16 protein-coding genes are annotated in these 19,122 nt (G+C 61.3%); 10 read left to right on the top strand and 6 right to left on the bottom strand.

The features are described from left to right. Positions 1-43 precede the first annotated feature (43 nt). Both F6V30_RS13445 and F6V30_RS13440 read right to left on the bottom strand, forming a co-directional pair. Positions 44-1,462 (bottom strand): B12-binding domain-containing radical SAM protein, encoded by a 1,419-nt coding sequence (locus F6V30_RS13445; RefSeq protein ID WP_151157450.1) that lies wholly within the window; start codon positions 1,460-1,462, stop codon positions 44-46. Further along, positions 1,459-1,857, bottom strand: a complete 399-nt coding sequence (locus tag F6V30_RS13440) for a cupredoxin domain-containing protein (protein WP_151157449.1) — start codon at positions 1,855-1,857, stop codon at positions 1,459-1,461. The genes F6V30_RS13445 and F6V30_RS13440 overlap by 4 nt, the downstream gene beginning before the upstream one ends. A gap of 217 nt (positions 1,858-2,074) precedes the next feature. Here F6V30_RS13440 and ruvB point away from each other — a divergent pair, with 217 nt between their 5' ends. From ruvB to F6V30_RS13420, 4 genes are all read left to right on the top strand, one after another. Continuing rightward, complete coding sequence (gene ruvB / locus F6V30_RS13435) at positions 2,075-3,094, top strand: Holliday junction branch migration DNA helicase RuvB (protein ID WP_151157448.1); 1,020 nt, start codon at positions 2,075-2,077, stop codon at positions 3,092-3,094. Positions 3,095-3,096: 2 nt separating this feature from the next. Beyond that, positions 3,097-3,807: a DnaA/Hda family protein gene (locus F6V30_RS13430; RefSeq protein WP_151157447.1), complete on the top strand. Its 711-nt coding sequence runs from the start codon at positions 3,097-3,099 to the stop codon at positions 3,805-3,807. Continuing rightward, positions 3,804-5,135, top strand: a complete 1,332-nt coding sequence (locus F6V30_RS13425) for a J domain-containing protein (protein WP_151157446.1) — start codon at positions 3,804-3,806, stop codon at positions 5,133-5,135. The genes F6V30_RS13430 and F6V30_RS13425 overlap by 4 nt, the downstream gene beginning before the upstream one ends. Positions 5,136-5,266: 131 nt before the next feature. Next, entirely contained in the window at positions 5,267-7,558 is a 2,292-nt protein-coding gene (locus F6V30_RS13420; protein WP_151157445.1) for a Tex family protein, read from the top strand. A gap of 282 nt (positions 7,559-7,840) precedes the next feature. Here the strand turns inward: F6V30_RS13420 and metG are convergent, their stop codons facing one another. From metG to tmk, 4 genes are all read right to left on the bottom strand, one after another. Beyond that, the gene (gene metG / locus F6V30_RS13415; protein WP_151157444.1) at positions 7,841-9,361 is read right to left on the bottom strand and encodes a methionine--tRNA ligase; all 1,521 of its coding nucleotides are present in this window, start codon (positions 9,359-9,361) and stop codon (positions 7,841-7,843) included. A 1-nt stretch (position 9,362) separates the two neighbouring features. Next, the gene (locus F6V30_RS13410; RefSeq protein WP_151157443.1) at positions 9,363-10,490 is read right to left on the bottom strand and encodes a PSP1 domain-containing protein; all 1,128 of its coding nucleotides are present in this window, start codon (positions 10,488-10,490) and stop codon (positions 9,363-9,365) included. Between the two features lie 72 nt (positions 10,491-10,562). Then, positions 10,563-11,537 (bottom strand): DNA polymerase III subunit delta', encoded by a 975-nt coding sequence (holB, locus tag F6V30_RS13405; protein ID WP_151157442.1) that lies wholly within the window; start codon positions 11,535-11,537, stop codon positions 10,563-10,565. Continuing rightward, the gene (gene tmk, locus F6V30_RS13400) at positions 11,524-12,180 is read right to left on the bottom strand and encodes a dTMP kinase (RefSeq protein ID WP_151157441.1); all 657 of its coding nucleotides are present in this window, start codon (positions 12,178-12,180) and stop codon (positions 11,524-11,526) included. Before tmk ends, holB begins: the two co-directional genes overlap by 14 nt. A 172-nt stretch (positions 12,181-12,352) precedes the next feature. Between tmk and rnc the strand changes: the two genes are divergently transcribed. From rnc to F6V30_RS13370, 6 genes are all read left to right on the top strand, one after another. Further along, entirely contained in the window at positions 12,353-13,057 is a 705-nt protein-coding gene (gene rnc / locus F6V30_RS13395) for a ribonuclease III (RefSeq protein WP_151157440.1), read from the top strand. A 1-nt stretch (position 13,058) separates the two neighbouring features. Beyond that, complete coding sequence (locus F6V30_RS13390; protein ID WP_151157439.1) at positions 13,059-14,117, top strand: elongator complex protein 3; 1,059 nt, start codon at positions 13,059-13,061, stop codon at positions 14,115-14,117. Between the two features lie 3 nt (positions 14,118-14,120). Next, on the top strand, positions 14,121-15,194 hold the full coding sequence (locus F6V30_RS13385; RefSeq protein WP_151157438.1) for a M42 family metallopeptidase: 1,074 nt from the start codon (positions 14,121-14,123) through the stop codon (positions 15,192-15,194). A 210-nt stretch (positions 15,195-15,404) separates the two neighbouring features. Beyond that, on the top strand, positions 15,405-16,874 hold the full coding sequence (guaB, locus tag F6V30_RS13380; RefSeq protein ID WP_151157437.1) for an IMP dehydrogenase: 1,470 nt from the start codon (positions 15,405-15,407) through the stop codon (positions 16,872-16,874). Positions 16,875-17,017: 143 nt separating this feature from the next. Continuing rightward, positions 17,018-18,568, top strand: coding sequence for a glutamine-hydrolyzing GMP synthase (guaA, locus tag F6V30_RS13375; protein ID WP_151157436.1), 1,551 nt, complete (start codon positions 17,018-17,020; stop codon positions 18,566-18,568). Between the two features lie 53 nt (positions 18,569-18,621). Beyond that, on the top strand, positions 18,622-19,119 hold the full coding sequence (locus F6V30_RS13370; RefSeq protein WP_151157435.1) for a chemotaxis protein CheX: 498 nt from the start codon (positions 18,622-18,624) through the stop codon (positions 19,117-19,119). Positions 19,120-19,122 lie beyond the last annotated feature (3 nt).

Below are 19,122 nucleotides of genomic sequence, written 5' to 3'. Positions count from 1 at the left end.
GGGCGAGAACTCGCCTTCATGCGGGTCGGTCCCGTTCGTGTCATCACCATTTCTGCTTCCGCTCGAAGGCCAGTATCTCCGGCAGATGGCGCAGGAATACCAGGATGCTGTGGGGCGATTTCCAGAGCATCTTCGTGTAGCCCCAGTGGATGCGGGTGCGATGGTAGAAACGGCGGATGAATTCGTTGTAGAGCCTTTCCAGTTGCTCCTTGGTCATCCCCGCAGGCACGAAGACGAAGTTCATGCAGTTCATCAGCTCCCAGTTCTCGTCGAACTCCCCCTGCTCGCGGATGGTCTTGTAGATCGGCGCGCCGGGGAAGGGGGTGAATTTTGTGACGTTGATCTCTTCCAGCGGCAGAGACAGGGCGTAGTCGATGGTGCGGCGGATGGCGGCCTCGTCCTCCCCCGGCAAGCCGATCATGAAGAGCCCCTTGACGCGCATGCCCGCCTTCTTGACCATTTGCAGCTTTTTGCCGACCTCGTCCAGACCGTAGAATTTGCGATGTTTCTTGAGGACCTCCGGGTCGCCCGATTCGATGCCGAAGTTGACCTGCCAGCAGCCGGAACGCTTGAGCAACGCCAGGAGTTCCTCATCCACGTGTTCGAGCCGGGCGATGCAGTTGTAGGTAACCTTGAGCCCCCTTTTCGCCTTGAGGTCGCAGAATTCGGCCACCCGTGTGCGGTCGAAGGTGAACAGGTCGTCGTAGAAAAAGACGTGGCGGATGCCGTAGTCACGGTTGAGCATGGCCACGTGCTCGACGATGTATTCGGGCGAGTTGAAACGGAAGCCGCGGGAGAATACCGACCGGTCGCAGTAGGAACAGGCATAGGGGCAGCCGCGGCTGGAGATGATGCTCGTGTTGGGGGCCGTGGGAAAACTGAACAGCGGCAGGGTGTAGCGTTCGGGAAAGCCGGGCAGCAGGTGATAGGCGGGGAAGGGAAGGTCGTCAAGGTCGGCGATCAGGTCGCGCTGGCTGGTGAGCACGCCTTTGCCGTCGCGGCGGAAGGCGATGCCGGGCAGGGACTCCACCCCCTTAAAACCGGCCTGGGCCAGCTCCAGCATGGTCTGCTCCCCTTCGCCGATCACCAGGTAATCGATGGCCGGGAAGTCATCCAGGAGCGGCGCGCCCATGGTGCAGGGGTGGGCGCCGCCGAAGACCGTGACGATCCGGGCGTCCCGTTCCTTGATGGCACTGGCGATGCGGTACCCCTCCCGGAAGGCGGAGGTGGTGGTGGAGAATCCCACCGCGTCGGGGCGGCGGCGGATGACCTCATCGGCCAGGTCGTTAACCCCCAGAGGCGTTGCATAACAGTCGATGATCTCGACTTCGATGCCGTGGCGCTCGAGCCAGGCGGCGATACTCATGATCCCCAGGGGGGGCATGATGTTGAAGATGGTGGTGATGTCCTGCACGCCCGGCATGAAGTTGCTGCCGTGGGGGTGGATGAAGATTACTTTCACTCAACGACCTCCAGGATGCCTTCCATTCCCTTGTCCCGGTGACTGGCAAGGAACGGCGGCTTTTTGTCGCAGTAGAACGGATAGCTGCCCACCTTGGTGGGGGTGAAAGCGATGACCTTCGGGTCGCGGGAAAGCGATACATTTACTTTGATGCTGGCCTCCGGGGCATCAATGACGATGGTGTGGGGGATGAACCAGCCGTCCTTGCGCACCAGCATCTCCACCGGTTGGTTGATCTTGACCACGATGTGGCGGGGTTTGAAGAAATAGTCCCCCCCCAGCACCTCCACCCTTTGGACGCCGTCCTTGTCCATGGGCACGACGAACGGCGTATCATCGGCGCAAATGGCTGTCCCGGCAAGCAACAACAGCAGTCCGGCAATAATTGTTTTCATGGCGTACACCCCCTTGCGCACGTCCTCTCTCTTCGCCCCGGAACAGGCAAAGCATTAACCGCGCGCTATTATTTTATAGACTAGCATAGCCGGCCACAAATTCCATGCATTTATTGGCAAAAACGCGTCGTGAAAAGCGGTACTCCTCCTTTGACAATTGTTGCAAAATAGGCCATAGTCTAGCGGTTCATGCCGGTACGATAACAGCGGAGTAGCAATGCAGCAGCGCGCCATAACACCCGAAAAAAGCGACGACGATCTCCAGTTCGATGCCACCCTGCGGCCCCGGGCCCTGGCGGACTATATCGGCCAGGAAAAGATCAAGGGCAACCTGCGGCTGTTCATCGATGCCGCAAAGGGCAGGGGCGAGGCGTTGGACCATGTCCTGCTCTACGGCCCTCCCGGCCTCGGGAAGACCACCCTGGCCAATATCGTGGCCTGCGAGATGGGGGTCAACATCAAGTCCACCTCCGGACCGGTCATCGAGCGCCCCGGCGACCTGGCGGCCATCCTGACCAACCTGGAACCGCACGACGTGCTCTTCATCGACGAGATCCACCGGCTGTCCCACGTGGTGGAGGAGATCCTCTACCCGGCCATGGAGGATTTTCAACTGGACATCATCATCGGCCAGGGACCGAGCGCCCGCAGCATCAAGCTCGATCTGCCCCGTTTCACCCTGGTAGGGGCCACCACCAGGGCCGGTTTGCTCTCCTCGCCGCTACGCGACCGCTTTGGCGTGATCTCGCGTCTGGAGTTCTACACCGAACCGGAACTGGCCACCATCATCAGCCGTTCTTCCCACATCCTGGGTATGGAGATCGAATCCCAGGGCGCCATCGAGCTTGCCCGGCGCAGCCGCGGCACCCCCCGCATCGCCAACCGCCTCCTGCGGCGGGTCCGGGATTTTGCCCAGGTGCGGGCCAACGGCGTCATCACCCGGGCGGTCGTTCAGGAGACGCTCAAGCTGTTGGAGATCGACGAGATGGGCTTCGACCAGATGGACCGCATGATCCTTCTCACGATCATCGACAAGTTCACCGGCGGCCCGGTGGGGCTGGATACCATCGCTGCGGCCATTGGCGAGGAGAGCGACACCATCGAGGATGTGTACGAACCGTTTTTGATCCAGAACGGCTTCCTGAACCGCACCCCGCGCGGCCGGGTCGCCACCCGCGCCGCCTACCTGCACTTCGACCGCATAGCGCCCGAATCATCCCAGGGGAACCTATTCTGACCATGCAGCAGTTTTTCGATTTTCCCATAACACCCGCATACAGCTTCGACAGCTTCGTCGTCTGTGACGGCAATGCCGCGGCGCTCCAGTTCGCCCGGCGCATAGCCGACACCTCCGATGCCGAAAATCTGCTTTATCTGCACGGTCCGGCCGGTTCCGGCAAGACGCATCTTCTTCAATCCATCGCCCATTCCCTCTGTCCCGCTGAAACCGCCTGCTACCTGTCGTGCCGCGACCGCTTTTCCGCCCAGGACCTGATCGCACACTTCAACGGAGCCTCGGCCCTGGTGGTGGACGACCTGCACCTGCTGCCTGACGAAGCCTCCCTGCGGGCCGCCTTGTGGCAGGTGTTCAACGATTTCTACGCCAGCGGCCGGAAGGTTGTCCTGGCCGGTCTCCTGCCGCCGCGGGAACTGCCCCACCTGGACGACCACCTGATCTCGCGCCTTTTGTGGGGTCTGGTTGCCCGCGTGGATGCCTCCGACGACCACTCCCGGCGCATGATCCTGAAAAAAATCGCCGATGACCGCCAGGTGCGGGTGCCGGACGATGTGGTCGATTATATCCTGATGACCGCCAGCCGCGAGGTCGGCGCCCTGATCGAGACCTTTGAGGCGCTGTTCCGTCTTTCCATGGCCGAACAGCGTCGCATCACCTTGCCGCTGGCACGTCAATCCCGTGAACAGATGGTGAGCCGGGGGACGCCCCCATGACACCCCCCTTCCATAATCGTTTGAAGACCCCGGAAGAGGTCGAACTTGAACGCAAACAGCGTGAAGCAAAACGCTATCAACTGGAACTGAACGACTGGGAACGGATGTTTTCCGGCCTCAAGGCCGAGATCCGCACCTTTGAGCAGCTCTACGAGGATACCGTGGGCGGTCGGATCACCGTGCTGGAAGAGCTGGAATGGCAGCTGAACGGCATCCTCGGCACGGAAAAGGCGTCCCCCCGCCAGGAACAGCCGCCGGACGAACAGACGTTCAGCCATTTTCAGCGCACGACCGACCTCTTGGACGATGAGGAGGAGGGACCGCCCGACACCTCTTCCATGAGCATCAAGTCGCTCTATCGCGGGGTCGCCAAGGCGGTGCATCCCGACCTGGCCTCGGACGAGGCGGACCGCCTGCGGCGCCAGGAGTTGATGGCGGTTGCCAACCAGGCTTACGAATCGGGCGACCGCAAGTCCCTTGAAGAACTGTTCTGGGACTGGGAGGTGGGGACCGAAACCGTTTCAGGCAAGGACGTCGCCTCGGAACTGGTGCGGGTTATCCGCCAGATCGCCCGGCTCCAGCAGAATATCCACGCCGTCATCCTCCAGATCGACGAGTTGAAGCAGACGGACATCTATCGCTTCAAACTGCGCGTGGCCGAGGCCCAGGCCGACGGCATCGATCTTTTGGCCGAGATGGTCGCCAAGGCGGACGAGGATATCGCTCACCTGCGCAAACGGCTTTCGGTACTGCGGGGTGAGGAAGCCGTGGCCGAGACATCGAATTCCCCCCATGTGAAAACGCGGGTCATCCGCTTTCCTGCCGATAAGAGCTACGGTACGCTCTATGTGCGCAACATCGGCTCGACGGACTACCGCGACTGGCAATGGCTGGGGAGCGCGCGGGGCGTCAAGGAGGTGTTCCTGGGCAAGGGGGTGCGGCTGGACGTCAAGGGGGTAGACGGCAATGGGCTGGATTTTCTGGACGGCATGCAGCCGGAGGATCTTCAGGCCCTGTTCCTGAACGATATCGACGACAGCGCCCTGCCGCATGTCACGCGCCTTACGGGACTTCAGGAGTTGTGCCTCTCCAATACCACCATCAGCGAGGAGGGGCTGGCCCAACTCGCTTCGCTTGAAGAACTGCAACGCGTCTACATCTACCACACCGCGGTCGGCGACCAGGGACTCCATAAGCTGACCGGCCTCCCGGGGCTGAAATGGTTGACCTGCAGCGGCACCAAGATCAGCGAAGAAGGCTTGAACAATTTCCGCCGGGCAATGCCCGGTTGCAAGGTCGTCAACTTCAAGTGGCGCTACGACAAGTAGGGCTGTGATGACGCCATGATTTTACAGGTCATCCGCCTTTTGTAACCCATTTGCGTATGCTCCCCCTTCCCATTTCCCGCACGCTGTTGTAGTATGCACGCCCCCAAAAACACAAAAGAACAGGAAGCAATATGCCCGTCAGCAAAGATCATCTTACTACGATCATTCGCGCAATCATCGAAGAAACCTCCCTCACGCCACCGCAGGTCACAAACACCGTTGAACTCCTGCAAGAGGGGGCCACGGTTCCCTTTATCGCCCGCTACCGCAAGGAACACACCGGCGAGCTGGATGAGGTGCAAATCCGTGCCATTGAAGAGCGTTTCGCCTATTTCTGCGAACTTGAGGAACGCAAGCAGACGATCCTCAAGTCCATAGAGGAACAGGGAAAACTGACCCCGGAGTTGCGGGAACGGATCGAAGCTACCCGCCAGAAGACCGAACTGGAGGACCTCTACCTCCCCTACAAGCCCAAACGGCGCACCAAGGCCACCATTGCCCGCGAACGGGGACTGGAGCCCCTGGCCGACCTGATGGCCGCCCAAGGGGCGACCGCCGGAACGCCGGAGGATGCGGCCCTGGCCTATGTGGACCCCGACAAGGGGGTGCCGGACGCGGCCGCCGCCCTGGAAGGCGCCGGGCATATCCTGGCCGAACGGCTGTCCGACGACGCCGATGCCCGGGCCATGGTACGGCGTTTGACCTGGGAACAGGGGGTGTTCAACTCGCGGGTGGCTGCCGACAAAAAAGAGCAGGTCACCAAGTTCGAGATGTACTACGACTATCAGGAACCGCTGAAGGCGATTCCCTCCCACCGCATGCTGGCCATGCGCCGCGGCGAGAAGGAAGAGGTGCTCTTTCTGACCGTCACGGCGCCGCTGGAGCAGATTCTGGCCGGCCTGAAGTCCCGCCTGATCCATGGCGACAGTATCTTTACCCCGCTTTTGGAAGGGGTGGCCGAAGACGCCTACAAACGCCTGATCGCCCCCTCCATCGAGGTGGAACTGCGTCTGGAGGCCAAGAATCTGGCCGACGAGGTGGCCATCCGGGTCTTCGGCGGCAATCTGCGCAACCTGTTGTTGGCGCCCCCCGCAGGCGGCAAGCGGGTGCTGGGCATCGACCCGGGGTTGCGCACCGGTTCCAAGCTGGCTGCGGTGGACGGCACCGGGCGTTTTCTGGAACATGTCACCATCTACCCCCACACCGGAGCGGCGCGGGTGCCCCAAGCCCGGCAGGATCTGCTGCGTCTGGTGGAGGCGCACGCCATCGAGATGATCGCCATCGGCAACGGCACGGCCGGTCGCGAGATGGAGCTGTTTGCCAAGGATACGCTGGCGGAGGCGGGCAGGCATGTGCCGGTGGTGATGGTCAGCGAGGCAGGGGCCAGTGTGTATTCGGCCTCGGATATCGCCCGGGAGGAGTTCCCCGACCTGGACCTGACGGTGCGGGGCGCCATCTCCATCGCCCGGCGACTCCAGGATCCCCTGGCCGAGCTGGTCAAGATCGATCCCAAGAGTATCGGCGTGGGGCAGTACCAGCACGATGTGAACCAGACCATGTTGAAGAAGGCCCTGGACGATGTGGTGGAGTCATGCGTCAACTACGTTGGAGTCGACCTGAACACCGCCTCCTGGGCGCTGCTCTCCTACGTTTCCGGCGTGGGGCCGGCCCTGGCCAAGGCGATTGTCGGCCACCGCGACCGTCAGGGAGCCTTCCCGTCCCGCAAGGCGCTCCTGGATGTGCCGCGTTTCGGGGCCAAGGCCTTTGAACAGGCAGCAGGCTTTCTCCGCATCCGCAACGGCGTCCATCCCTTGGACAACACCGCCGTGCATCCCGAACGCTATTTGCTGGTGGAGGCCATGGCTGCGGATCAGGGGGTAAGCCTGGCCCAGTTGGCCGCCGATCCGGCCCTTGCGGCCGGTATCGACCTGCGCCGCTACGTGAGCGACGGCGTCGGCATGCCGACCCTGCGGGACATCCTGGAGGAGTTGAAAAAGCCGGGCCGCGACCCGCGCAGCCAGTTTCAGACCGCCAGTTTTCGGGACGATATCCGGGAGATAACCGATCTTCAGGAAGGGATGATACTGCAGGGGGTGGTAACCAATGTGACCGCCTTCGGCGCCTTTGTGGACATCGGAGTCCACCAGGACGGCCTGGTGCACGTCAGCCACCTGGCAAGCCGTTATGTCAAGGACCCGAACGACGCGGTCGCGGTGGGGCAGGTGGTCAAGGTGAAGGTGCTGTCGGCGGATGCGCAGCGCAAGCGGATCGCGCTTTCCATCAAGGAGGCCGAGGCGGGCGGGGGCAAGCCAAAGTCCCCGCGCAGCCCAAAGCCGGAGGCGGTAACGCAGGAAGTGAAAACGAAAACCGGCCTCGATCTCAGTGCCATGGAGAAGGCCGGTTTCCGGGTCAGGCGGAGGTAAGTGCGGGAAAAATCTTTAAAGATAAAATTCGTCTCTCGCAGAGCTCGCAAAGGCACAGAGAAAAACGTGTAAACCTGGGAACTACCTTTGGTTACATGAAAATTTCAGTACTATAACCGAGACAGAGGTGCTGTTTGTCTTCATCCTTTGAAAAAGGAGGACTGAGGGGGATTGCACCGCGAACAAAGCAAAGCCCCCCTTTGTCCAAGGGGGGCTTTTTCTTTGGGAAATATCTTGCCGCCTGCATTCTGGATTCTCTTCGTGCCTCCGTGAGAGGCGAATTTATCCTTCGATCCTCGGGAACAGGGCTTCGGTCTTGGTAATCACCGTACCCTCCTTCAGCCCGCCCCAGGTCAGACCGGCCAATTCCTTCTCCTCCCCGCATCCCAGGCTGGCAAGCGCCTTCTTCGCCGTGGCCGGCAGGAAGGCCGTCAGGATGATGTGTACGATGCGCTGGGACTCCAGGAGACAGTACATGACCGTGGCCAGCCGTCCCTTGAGTGCCGGGTCCTTGGCCAGGGTCCAGGGAGCCGATTCGTCGATGTACTTGTTGCCCGCCGAGATCACCTCCCAGATGGCCTGGAGCGCCTTGCTGAAGGCTAGGTCGTTCATGCAGGTTTCCATGGTGACGATCATCTCTTCGGTGCGCCGTTTCAGCGCCAGGTCGCTTGCGTTCAATTCCCCCGGGGCGGGCAGGATGCCGTTGAAATACTTGACCGCCATGGCCGTTGACCTGCTGAGCAGGTTGCCCAGGTCGTTGGCCAGGTCGGAGTTGATCCGCTGGACCAGGGCGGGGTGGGAGAAGTCGCCATCCAGGCCGAAAGGCACCTCGCGCAGCAGGAAGTACCTGACCGCGTCCACGCCGTACTTGTCGATCAGCATGTTGGGCTCGACCACGTTTTGCAGACTCTTGCTCATCTTCTGGCCCTCAATGGTCCACCAGCCGTGGGCAAAGACCTTTTCCGGCAGGGGCAGACCGGCCGCCATCAGGAAGGTGGGCCAGTAAACGGCGTGGAAACGCAGGATGTCCTTGCCGATCAGGTGCACGTTGACCGGCCAGAAACGCTGGTAGTCTTCGGTGGCTTCGGGATAGCCCAGGGCCGTAATATAGTTGGTCAGGGCGTCAAACCAGACGTAGACGATATGCTTGTCGTTGCCCGGCACCGGGATGCCCCAGGTAAAGGTGGTACGCGACACGGACAGATCGCGCAGCCCCTCCTTGACGAATGAGATGATCTCGTTACGCTTGCTCTTGGGCTGGATGAAGTCGGGGTGGGAGTCGATATAGGCCAGGAGTTGGTCCTGGTACTTGCTCATGCGGAAGAAGTAGGACTCTTCCTTCAGCTTTTCCACCGGCCGGTTGCAGTCGGGACAGCGGCCGTCGATCAACTGGGTTTCGGTCCAGAAGGTTTCGCAGGGGGTGCAGTACCAGTCTTCGTACTCGCCCAGGTAGATGTCGCCTTTTTCGAGAAGGTCCTTGAAGATATGGCTCACGCCTTTTTTGTGGCGCTCCTGGGTGGTCCTGATGAAATCGTTGTTGGAGATGCCCAACCGCTCCCAGAGCGCCTGGAAACGCTTCACCACACGGTCGGCCAGCTCCAGGGGCGTTTCGCCGGCGGTTGTCGCGGCCTTTTCCACCTTCTGGCCGTGCTCATCGCTGCCGGTCAGAAAATAGACGTCGTATCCCATGAGGCGCTTGTAGCGGGCCAGGACGTCGGCCGCCACCGTGGTGTAGGCGTGGCCGATGTGGGGCACGTCGTTGACGTAGTATATGGGCGTGGTGAGGTAGAACGTAGGTTTCATGTCATGCTCCCGGGGTGTTTGGCGTTGGAGTTGTGCTGGTATCGGGCTTGTCGCCCTGTTTGCGGCGGTGGCCGTGTTTGCGGTGCCGGTTTCTGCGGCGCCCTTCCTGTTTCTTCTGGCCATCCTGCGCCTCGTCGCCTCCGACCTCGGCGGCCGGGGGAGGGGGCGCAACAGCGGCGCGCTTGCTTTCCTCCCGCGTCTCGTCCTTCTGCTGGGGGGCCGGCGTCGGGGATGACGGCTGCCGCTGGTGGTGCCTGCGTTCACGCTGCTCGCGGCGGGCCTCGGGCTGCGGTGCCGGAGCAGCCGCGGGCGTGCTGGGAAGCGCATCGGCGGCGTTGTCGCTCAGGATTTCGTCACGCCTGATGGTGATCTGTTTGTTGTCGTCGAGCCTGAGCGTGATGTTGCCGGTCAGGATGTTGATCTTGTCGATGACGCCGGCGGCTGCGGGGGTGCGGACCCGTTTCCCGCATTTGGGGAAGTTTTTCCGCAGGCAGCAATAGGTTTCGTACTCGTAATCCAGGCAGCAGAGCAGACGGCCGCATTGCCCCGATATCTTGCTGGGGTTCAAGGCCAGGTTCTGCTCCTTGGCCATCTTGACCGACACCGGCTGGAAGTCGCGCAGGAATGAACAGCAGCACAGCTCCCGGCCGCAGATGCCGATCCCGCCGATCATCTTTGATTCGTCGCGCACGCCGATCTGACGCATCTCGATGCGGGTGTGGAAGGTATGGGCCAGATCCTTGACCAGGTCGCGGAAATCGACCCGGCCGTCGGCGGTGAAATAGAACACGGCCTTGCTGCTGTCGAACTGGTATTCAACCCGCACCAGCTTCATCGGCATGGCGCGTTCCATGATCCGTTTGAGGCAGAAGTCGAAGGCGCTTTTTTCCAGCTGCCGATTGCGTTCCTGGGTCGCCATGTCGTCCGGTGTGGCCTTGCGCCGGATGGTGACCAGGTTTTCGGGCACCCCCTCGCTGCGTTCGGCCGGCTCCCGCAAAACGGTGCCGATTCCCAGGCCCCGTTCGGTCTCCACCACCACCTTGTCGCCGGTGGCGAGATCGAGGTTGCCGGCGTCAAAATCATACAGCTTGCCGGCGGTTGAAAATTGTATGGCTACGATTCGTGGCAAAATATCTCCTTTATTCCAAGCGTCCGATGCGAGCGCCGTATAAACCGGCGCCCCGGACCGATTCGTTGTGATTTAGCACGCCGTGGCGGCGATCCGCATGAACAGCCGGTCCAGGGCGAGCTTGCTGTTGGCGTTGCGCTGGACCGCCCGCCGGGTTTCCATGCTATCTTCCAGTATCTGCAGCGTCCGCTGCAGGGGCCATTTGGCGGCAAAGCCTTCCAGCGCCGGGCGAACAGCCGCGTTGACGATGGCATTGCTGCCGGCTGCCAGGTGGGCGGTGTCCTGCATGAACGAGATGAGCATATCCAGGGTTTCCAGGGTCTCGTCCCGGCTGGTGCCCAATTCCTCGGAAGCGTCGAAGATCGTGGCGATCCTGTTCCGGTCAAGAGCGGAAAGGCGCGCCAACAGGGTCTCCTTGCGGTTACCCAGGGTATCGTTGTCCAACTCCTGAGCACGCTGGATACTCCCCCCGGACATGGGGGCCAGCAGTTCGGCCGTCTCGGGAGCCATGCTGTGTTGTTCCAGCAGCAGCCGAACGTTCTCGGTGGATAGGGCCGAGAAACGGATCAACTGGCAGCGGGAACGGATGGTCGGCAGCAACATGCCGGCGTTCTCGGTCAGCAGGATGATGATGGCATTGCCGGGCGGCTCTTCCAGGGTCTTGAGCAGCGAATTGCCGGCTGACGGGTTGAAGCGTTCGGCCGACTCGATGATGCAGGCCTTGCGCGGCGCCTCGTAGGGGCGCATGGACAAGTCGCGCTGCAGCTCCCTGACCTGTTCGATCTTGATGAACTGGCCGTCCGGTTCGATGTAATGGATGTCGGCATGGGAACCGGCAGCCACCTTGCGGCACGAGGCGCAAACGCCGCAGGCGTCGTCCTCCCGCTCCGTGCAGAACATTGCCTGCACCAGGGCGCGGGCGGTCGTCTTGCGGCCACAGCCGGCCGGCCCCTCGAACAGGTAGGAGTGGGAGGTCTTCCCGGATCGGAGCGCGCGGCGGAATACCTCCACAACCCGCTCATGCCCTATGATGTCAGCGAACGGCATGGTGCTGTTCCTCCATGCGCGAGACCACCTGCCGGGCGATGGCGGCGGCGATCCGCTCAATCGTATCGCTGCCGTTCACAATCAGGAAACGGTGCGGCTCTCCGGCAGCCAGGGCCAGGTAACCGTCCCTGACCCGCTGGTGAAAGGCCAGGGCCTCCAACTCAAAACGCTCCTCACGGGGGCCGCTGGAGGCATCTATCCTGCGGCGCGCCCGCTCAAGACCCTGAACCGGTTCGCAATCGATCAGCAGGGTCAGGTCGGGGCGCACCCCTCCGCATGCCAGGGTGTTCAGGGTGTCGACGGTCTCGCGGTCGATACCCCTGCCGTTGCTCTGATAGGCGATGGTCGCGTCGGTGAAGCGGTCGCACAGCACCACGCCCCCCGCATCCAGGGCCGGCTTGACGACCTCGCCCACATGCTGGGCACGGGCAGCGGCGTAGAGTAAAAGCTCGGCGTGGGGCAGCATGGCGCGGTTGTCGGCGTCCAGTAGGATACGGCGAATCTGGTCGGCAATGGCACAGCCGCCCGGCTCCCGTGTCTGTGTGACACGCCGGCCGGCTGCCCTCAGATGTTCGGCCAACAGCTTGATCTGGGTGGTTTTGCCGCACCCCTCGATGCCTTCGAATGTGATGAAATAGCCCACGCCCATCCCTTGATGCCGTTTATCTGCAAATGCTGAATTATAGGCGAGTTGTCGCGAATTCGCAACTGAATTTCTGTTCATAGGTGCATAACTGCGCATGTCTGATAACATAGCTTTCTATTGCCAAACTCGGGTCGCATGACTATAGTTCCTCTGTTAGGAGAGCAGTGAAGTGACGATAGATTACACCCGTTTGGAAGAACGGCTTGCATACCTTTTCAAGGACCGCAGCCTGGCGTGCCGCGCCCTGACCCATCCTTCCTGGCAGCATGAGTGCAATGAGGCGGGCGGTGACGATTATCAGCGCCTGGAATTCCTCGGCGATGCCGTGTTGGGCATGGTGCTGGCCGAGATGCTCTATTCCCGTTTCCCCGGCTGGCATGAAGGGGACCTCTCCCGTTCTCGGGCCCATCTGGCAGGGCAGGGGACTCTGGCAAACCTGGCCCGTTCCCTTGAACTTGGCGGTTTTATTCGTCTCGGGCGGGGCGAGGAGCAAACCTCGGGCCGCAGCAAGGACTCGATCCTGTCGGATGTCCTTGAGGCCCTGATCGCCGCAGTCTATCAGGATGGGGGATTGGAAGCCGCCCGTGCCCTGGTGTCGCGCCTGTTCAGCAACCTGCTTGCCGCCCCCGACAGCCGGGAGGTCGGGCGGGATGCCAAGAGCGAGTTACAGGAACTGCTCTCGGCCAGAAGCCTGCCGCCGCCGGAATACCGGCTGAGCGCAGAGTCCGGCCCTCCCCACGACCGGCTGTTCCATTTTCAGTTGCTGGTGGGGGGGGACGTGATGGGGGAGGGCGAGGGCCGGTCGAAAAAAACAGCCCAGCAGGCCGCGGCTGCACAGGCGTTGGAACGGCTTTCATCCAATCGGGAACGCTGACGTGAGAGCGGTCACGGTTCCCTTCTTCATCAGTCACCAGGGGTGCCCCCACGCGTGTGTATTCTGTGACCAGCGCGTCATTTCCGGCTCCTGCGGCACTCTGCCGAGCCGGCAGCAGATTAGCACCACCATCGGTTCCTGGCAGCGTTCCGCCGCCGGGCGCCCCCTGGAGGTGGCCTTTTTCGGCGGCAGTTTTTCCGCCCTGCCGGAACAGGTGCAGGATGAGTTGCTGGCCCCTGTTCAGTCCTTTCTGGAAAACGGCGTTGTGCGGTCGGTCAGGGTCTCCACCCGGCCGGACTGTCTGGATGGCGCTACGGCGCGCCGCCTGGCCGGCCAAGGTGTCACTGTCGTCGAGATCGGCGTGCAGTCCATGGATGACGGCGTCCTGGCGCTGAGCGGCCGGGGGCATGACGCGGCCGCATCCGAGGCTGCTCTGCGCTGCCTCAGGGAACAGGGCCTGGTTGCCGGGGCCCAGTTGATGCCCGGCCTTCCGGGCGATACTCCCGCCGCTGCGTTCAGGTCGCTGGAGCGGGTAATCGCAGCCGGGGCGGATTTTGTGCGGTTCTACCCGGTAGTGGTGCTGGCGGGGACACCGTTGGCCCGGAGTTATCAAACGGGCGAATACCACCCCCTGGATTTGGAACAGGGCATTGCGCTCTGCAAGCAGCTTCTGCATCGCGCCATGCGGGATGGGATTGATGTCATCCGCATCGGCCTCCAGGCCGGCGATGGGTTGAACAGCGCAACGGTGCTGGCCGGTTGCTGGCACCCGGCGCTCGGTCAGTTGGTGCGTTCGGAGTTGTATTTTGATCTGGTGCGGCAGATCGCAGCGGCTGTGCCCGACGATGCGCCTTTCAGTGTGACCTGCCATCCTGCGCGGGTCTCGGACGTGATCGGCCAAAAACGGCGCAACTTGATGCGCCTGCGGCCATCCGGCATCCCTGTCAGGGTTGTCCCTGATGATTCGCTTTTGCTGGAAGAAGTTACGGTTGAATACTTTGGGCAATGCTTTAAAGGCAATATTGTAACAGATTTGAATTACAACATCAGCGAGGTGTAAGTCATGCGTAAAGAATCACTGGCATTTCTGGAAAAACTTCTCGACGCCCCGAGTCCTTCCGGCTACGAACAGCCGGCCCAGCGGGTCTTTCGCGACTATGTCGCCCCCTACTGCGACGAGTTGACCACCGACGTGATGGGCAATGTCTTTGCCCGCATCTCCGGCAAGGGTAAGGACCTGCCGCGGGTCATGATCGTGGGGCATACCGACGAGATCGGCCTGCAGGTCAAGTACATCGACGACAAAGGGTTCCTCTACTTCGCTGCCGTGGGCGGGGTGGATGCCCACTTGACGGCCGGCAAGCGGGTCAATGTCCATACTGCTGGCGGCCCTCTGGCGGGCGTGATCGGCAAGAAACCGATCCATCTGATGGACGCCAAGGACCGGGAGACCGTGGTCAAGCTGGAGTCCCAGTACATCGATATCGGCGCCAAGGATAAGAAGGAGGCCCAGAAGCTGGTGAGGGTCGGCGATGCGGTCACGTTCGAGAGCGCCTTCACCCGTTTGGCGGGGGACCGGGTGTCGTCGCGCGGCTTCGACGACAAGGCGGGCTGCTTCGTGGTGGCCGAGGTGCTGCGTCTGGTGGCGGCCGGCAAGAAAAAACTGGCCGTGGATCTCTACGGCGTTTCATCCGTCCAGGAGGAAATCGGCCTGCGGGGCGGCACCACCAGTTGCTATGCCGTCAACCCGGACGTAGGTATCTGTGTCGAGGTGGATTTTGCCACCGATCAGCCGGATGTGGAAAAGAAGCACAACGGCGAGGTAGCCTTGGGCAAAGGGCCGATCCTGACCCGCGGGGCCAATATCAACCCCCATCTCTTCGACCTGCTCTCCGCAGCGGCCGACAAGGAAAAGATCGACGTACAGCACACCGCCAATCCCCGGGCCACTGGCACCGACGCCAACGTCATGCAGATCTCCCGCAACGGTGTGGCCACGGCCCTGGTCAAGATCCCGCTCCGTTACATGCACACGCCGGTGGAAACCGTTTCCCTGGGGGATCTTGAGGATGCCGCCAAGCTCATCGTGGCGGCGTTGGAAAGGATTGCGTCCCGGGAGGAGTTCATCCCGCGCTGAAGCGGACCCGCCGCGTAATTGAGAATATCGATGCAGGGGCGCCGCCTGCCGCGCCCCTGCATCACCCCTGCTCCCCGCACATGCGGGGATAAATTGGCAGAACAATGGACGTTCCCATTTTCAGTATACCTTTTCCTTCTCCTTTTACCTTGACATGCCCGTTCCCCTGTACTAACTTCAATAAAATTAATCAAGCGAGGAGTTTTGTATATGCCCTACGACAAGTTAACGGAAGGTCTTACCTTTGACGATGTCCTCCTTGTGCCTGCCCACTCTCTTGTTTTGCCCCGCGATGTCAACCTCTCCACCCGCCTGTCCCGCAACATCCCCCTGAACATACCGCTGGTCAGCGCCGCCATGGATACGGTTACCGAAGCCCGCACCGCCATCTGTATGGCTCGTGAAGGCGGTCTCGGCATCGTTCACAAGAATCTCAGCATCGAGGCCCAGGCCCAGGAAGTCGACAAGGTCAAGAAAAGCGAATCGGGGATGATCGTTGACCCGATTACCATGCGGCCCAACCAGAAGATCAGCGAAGCGCTGGACATCATGTCGCGCTACCGCATCTCCGGCGTGCCGATCACCAAGCCGAACGGCAAGCTGGTGGGGATTCTCACCAACCGGGACCTGCGTTTCGAAACCGATTACGACCTCTTGATCTCGGCCCGCATGACCAAGCGCAATCTGGTGACCGTGCCGGTGGGCACCACCCTTGAACAAGCCAAGGAACACCTCAAGCATACCAGGGTCGAAAAGCTGCTGGTGGTTGACGATGATCACAATCTCAAAGGGTTGATCACCATCAAGGATATCGAGAAGGTCAAGAAATACCCCAACGCTTGCAAGGACAGCCTGGGCCGCCTGCGGGTCGGCGCGGCGGTCGGCATCACGGCCGAGATGGAGGCCCGGATGGAGGCCCTGATCAGGGCCGGGGTCGACGTTATTGTCATAGATACCGCCCATGGCCACTCCCAGGGGGTAATCGACGCCGTGATCCGGGCCAAATCGACCTTCCCCGGTGTCGAGATCATTGCCGGCAACATCGCCACGGCCGAGGCGGCCGAGGCGTTGATCAAGGCGGGCGCCGACGGCATCAAGGTCGGGATTGGCCCCGGCTCCATCTGTACCACGCGCATGGTGGCCGGCGTGGGCGTGCCGCAGATCACCGCCATTCACGAGTGTTCGCGGGTTGCCCACAAACACGGCGTGCCGGTCATTGCCGATGGCGGCATCAAGTATTCCGGCGATCTGCCCAAGGCGATTTCGGCGGGCGCCGACAGCATCATGATCGGTTCGCTCTTTGCCGGGACCGAGGAGTCGCCGGGCGATACGATCCTCTACCAGGGGAGAACCTACAAGAGCTATCGCGGCATGGGCTCCATCGGGGCCATGAAGGACGGCAGCAAGGACCGCTATTTCCAATCGGACGTGGGCGAGGATGTCAAACTGGTGCCGGAGGGGATCGAGGGGATGGTGCCGCTGCGCGGACCGCTTTCGGCCAATATCCACCAGTTGATGGGCGGCCTGCGGTCGGGTATGGGCTATACCGGCTGCGGCTCGATCCCGGATATGCAGGAGCGGAGCCGCTTCATCCGCATCACCGGCGCGGGTCTCAAGGAATCCCATGTGCATGACGTGACGATTACGAAAGAGGCCCCGAATTACCGGGTCGGCAATTAGGGATAAACCGCAGACATTATTAAACGCAATCCGCCACAGAGCCCAGAGAGTCAGACGCAACACTCCCTGGTTCAATCTCCGTGATTCCTCTGAGCCTCTGTGTCTCTGTGGCAAGGTTTGCAGAATATAGGTAGGATCAACGCATGACCACCGATATCCATAGCCAGAAAATCCTGATTCTTGACTTCGGTTCCCAGGTGACTCAACTCATCGCCCGCCGCATCCGCGAGCAGAGCGTCTACTGCGAGATCCATCCCTTCAATATGTCCCTGGAAAAGATCAAGTCGTTCGATCCCCAGGGAATTGTGCTCTCCGGTGGGCCGTGCAGCGTCTATGACGCCGATGCGCCGCTCTCCGATCAGCGGATCTTTGAACTGGGGGTCCCGGTTCTGGGCATCTGTTACGGCATGCAACTCATGACCCAGCAGTTGGGCGGCCGGGTGGAACGCTCCGACAAACGGGAATACGGCCGCTCCCAATTGCAGATCGACGACAATGGCGATCTCTTCAGCGGCTTCAGCGGCCATGAAGAGGTGTGGATGTCCCACGGCGACCGCATCGAGGAGATGCCCAAAGGCTTCGGCGTCATCGCCCATACCGATCATTCGCCGGTCGCGGCCATGAAGGACGGACAGCGGCGCTTCTTCGGGGTGCAGTTCCATCCCGAGGTGGTGCACACGCCCCGCGGCGACGAGATGCTGGGCAACTTTATCTTCACGGTGTGCGGCTGCAAACCGACCTGGACCATGGCCGGCTTCATCGAGACCGAGATCGCGTCGATCAAGGAAAAGGTCGGAACGGGCAAGGTGATCTGCGCCCTGTCCGGCGGGGTCGATTCCTCGGTCGTGGCGGTACTGATCCACAAGGCCATCGGCGACCAGCTCCACTGCATCTTCGTCAACAATGGCCTGCTGCGCAAGGGGGAGGCCGAGAAGGTCGTCAACCTCTTTACCAAGCATTTCAAGATCAATCTGGACTATGTGGATGCGTCGGCCCGTTTTCTGGAAAAGCTGGCGGGTGTCAGCGATCCGGAGAAAAAACGCAAGATCATCGGCAACGAGTTCATCTACCTGTTCGAGGAAAAGGCCGCCAAGCTGGGACAGGTGGATTACCTGGCTCAGGGGACGCTCTATCCGGACGTGATCGAGTCGGTCTCCACCAAGGGGCCGTCGGCGGTCATCAAGAGCCACCACAACGTGGGCGGCCTGCCGGAACGCATGAACCTGAAGCTGCTGGAACCGGTGCGGGAACTCTTCAAGGATGAGGTCAGGCTGCTGGGCAAGGAGTTGGGGATGCCGGACGAGGTGGTCCACCGTCAACCGTTCCCCGGTCCGGGGCTTGCCATCCGCTGCATCGGCGAGTTGACCGCGGAAAAGCTGGAAATCCTGCGCGAGGCGGACGCCATCGTGCTGGAAGAGATCCGCAAGGCCGGTCTGTACCGGGAGATCTGGCAATCCTTCGCCGTGCTCCTGCCGGTGCGGACGGTGGGCGTCATGGGCGACGCCCGCACCTATGATTTTACCGTGGCGCTCCGGGCGGTCAATTCCCTGGACGGCATGACCGCCGATTGGGTCAAACTGCCCTACGAGCTTCTGGGCACCATTTCTTCACGCATCATCAACGAGGTCAAAGGGGTCAACCGGGTGGTGTACGACATCAGCCAGAAGCCGCCTGCAACCATCGAGTGGGAGTAGATGCTGCGTAGCACCTGTCAATAACGCATTACGACAAGCTGGAGGTAACTGATTTGTCCGGAATATCCTTTGAAGAGATTATGTTCACCATCATGTCCGCCACCCAGGATACCTTCAAAAGTTACATGAACATCGACCTGCTGGCCGGCAAGGTCGAAAAGAAGGTGGGTGCGGTGGATTCGGATGTGACCGGCATCGTGGGCGTGGCCGGGGACCGGGTCGGCTACATCATCTTTGCCACCGACAAGAAGACGGCCCAGTGCGTCGCCAAGGAGTTATTGATGGTGGACGAGGCCGACGACGAGTGCATCCGCGATGCGGTCGGCGAACTGGCAAACAACATTGCCGGTGTGTTCAAGACAAAATACCACGAGCAGTACGGCAGCGTGGCCCTGGGACTGCCGCTGGTGGTTTCCGGCCAGTTGCGCGCCATTTCCGAACCGCCCGACCCCAATGAGGGCACCAGTATCAACGTGCAGTGCAAGGGCGTGACGATTCCCTTCACCACGGCCAGCGGCGCCATCAACATCAAAGTCATGGTGTATATGTAGCTT

Origin of the sequence: Oryzomonas sagensis (assembly GCF_008802355.1) — a bacterium.
GTDB classification, from domain to species: Bacteria; Desulfobacterota; Desulfuromonadia; order Geobacterales; family Pseudopelobacteraceae; genus Oryzomonas; species Oryzomonas sagensis.
The sequence above is the reverse complement of the archived record's forward strand: the minus strand, read 5'-3'. Positions and strand labels throughout refer to the sequence as shown.

Coding starts and splice junctions, on each gene's coding strand:
- metG (WP_151157444.1), bottom strand. CDS start 9,361: ATGAAACCTACGTTCTACCTCACCACGCCCATATACTACGTCAACGAC.
- F6V30_RS13425 (WP_151157446.1), top strand. CDS start 3,804: ATGACACCCCCCTTCCATAATCGTTTGAAGACCCCGGAAGAGGTCGAA.
- F6V30_RS13420 (WP_151157445.1), top strand. CDS start 5,267: ATGCCCGTCAGCAAAGATCATCTTACTACGATCATTCGCGCAATCATC.
- holB (WP_151157442.1), bottom strand. CDS start 11,537: ATGCCGTTCGCTGACATCATAGGGCATGAGCGGGTTGTGGAGGTATTC.
- ruvB (WP_151157448.1), top strand. CDS start 2,075: ATGCAGCAGCGCGCCATAACACCCGAAAAAAGCGACGACGATCTCCAG.
- F6V30_RS13385 (WP_151157438.1), top strand. CDS start 14,121: ATGCGTAAAGAATCACTGGCATTTCTGGAAAAACTTCTCGACGCCCCG.
- F6V30_RS13430 (WP_151157447.1), top strand. CDS start 3,097: ATGCAGCAGTTTTTCGATTTTCCCATAACACCCGCATACAGCTTCGAC.
- guaA (WP_151157436.1), top strand. CDS start 17,018: ATGACCACCGATATCCATAGCCAGAAAATCCTGATTCTTGACTTCGGT.
- F6V30_RS13440 (WP_151157449.1), bottom strand. CDS start 1,857: ATGAAAACAATTATTGCCGGACTGCTGTTGTTGCTTGCCGGGACAGCC.
- guaB (WP_151157437.1), top strand. CDS start 15,405: ATGCCCTACGACAAGTTAACGGAAGGTCTTACCTTTGACGATGTCCTC.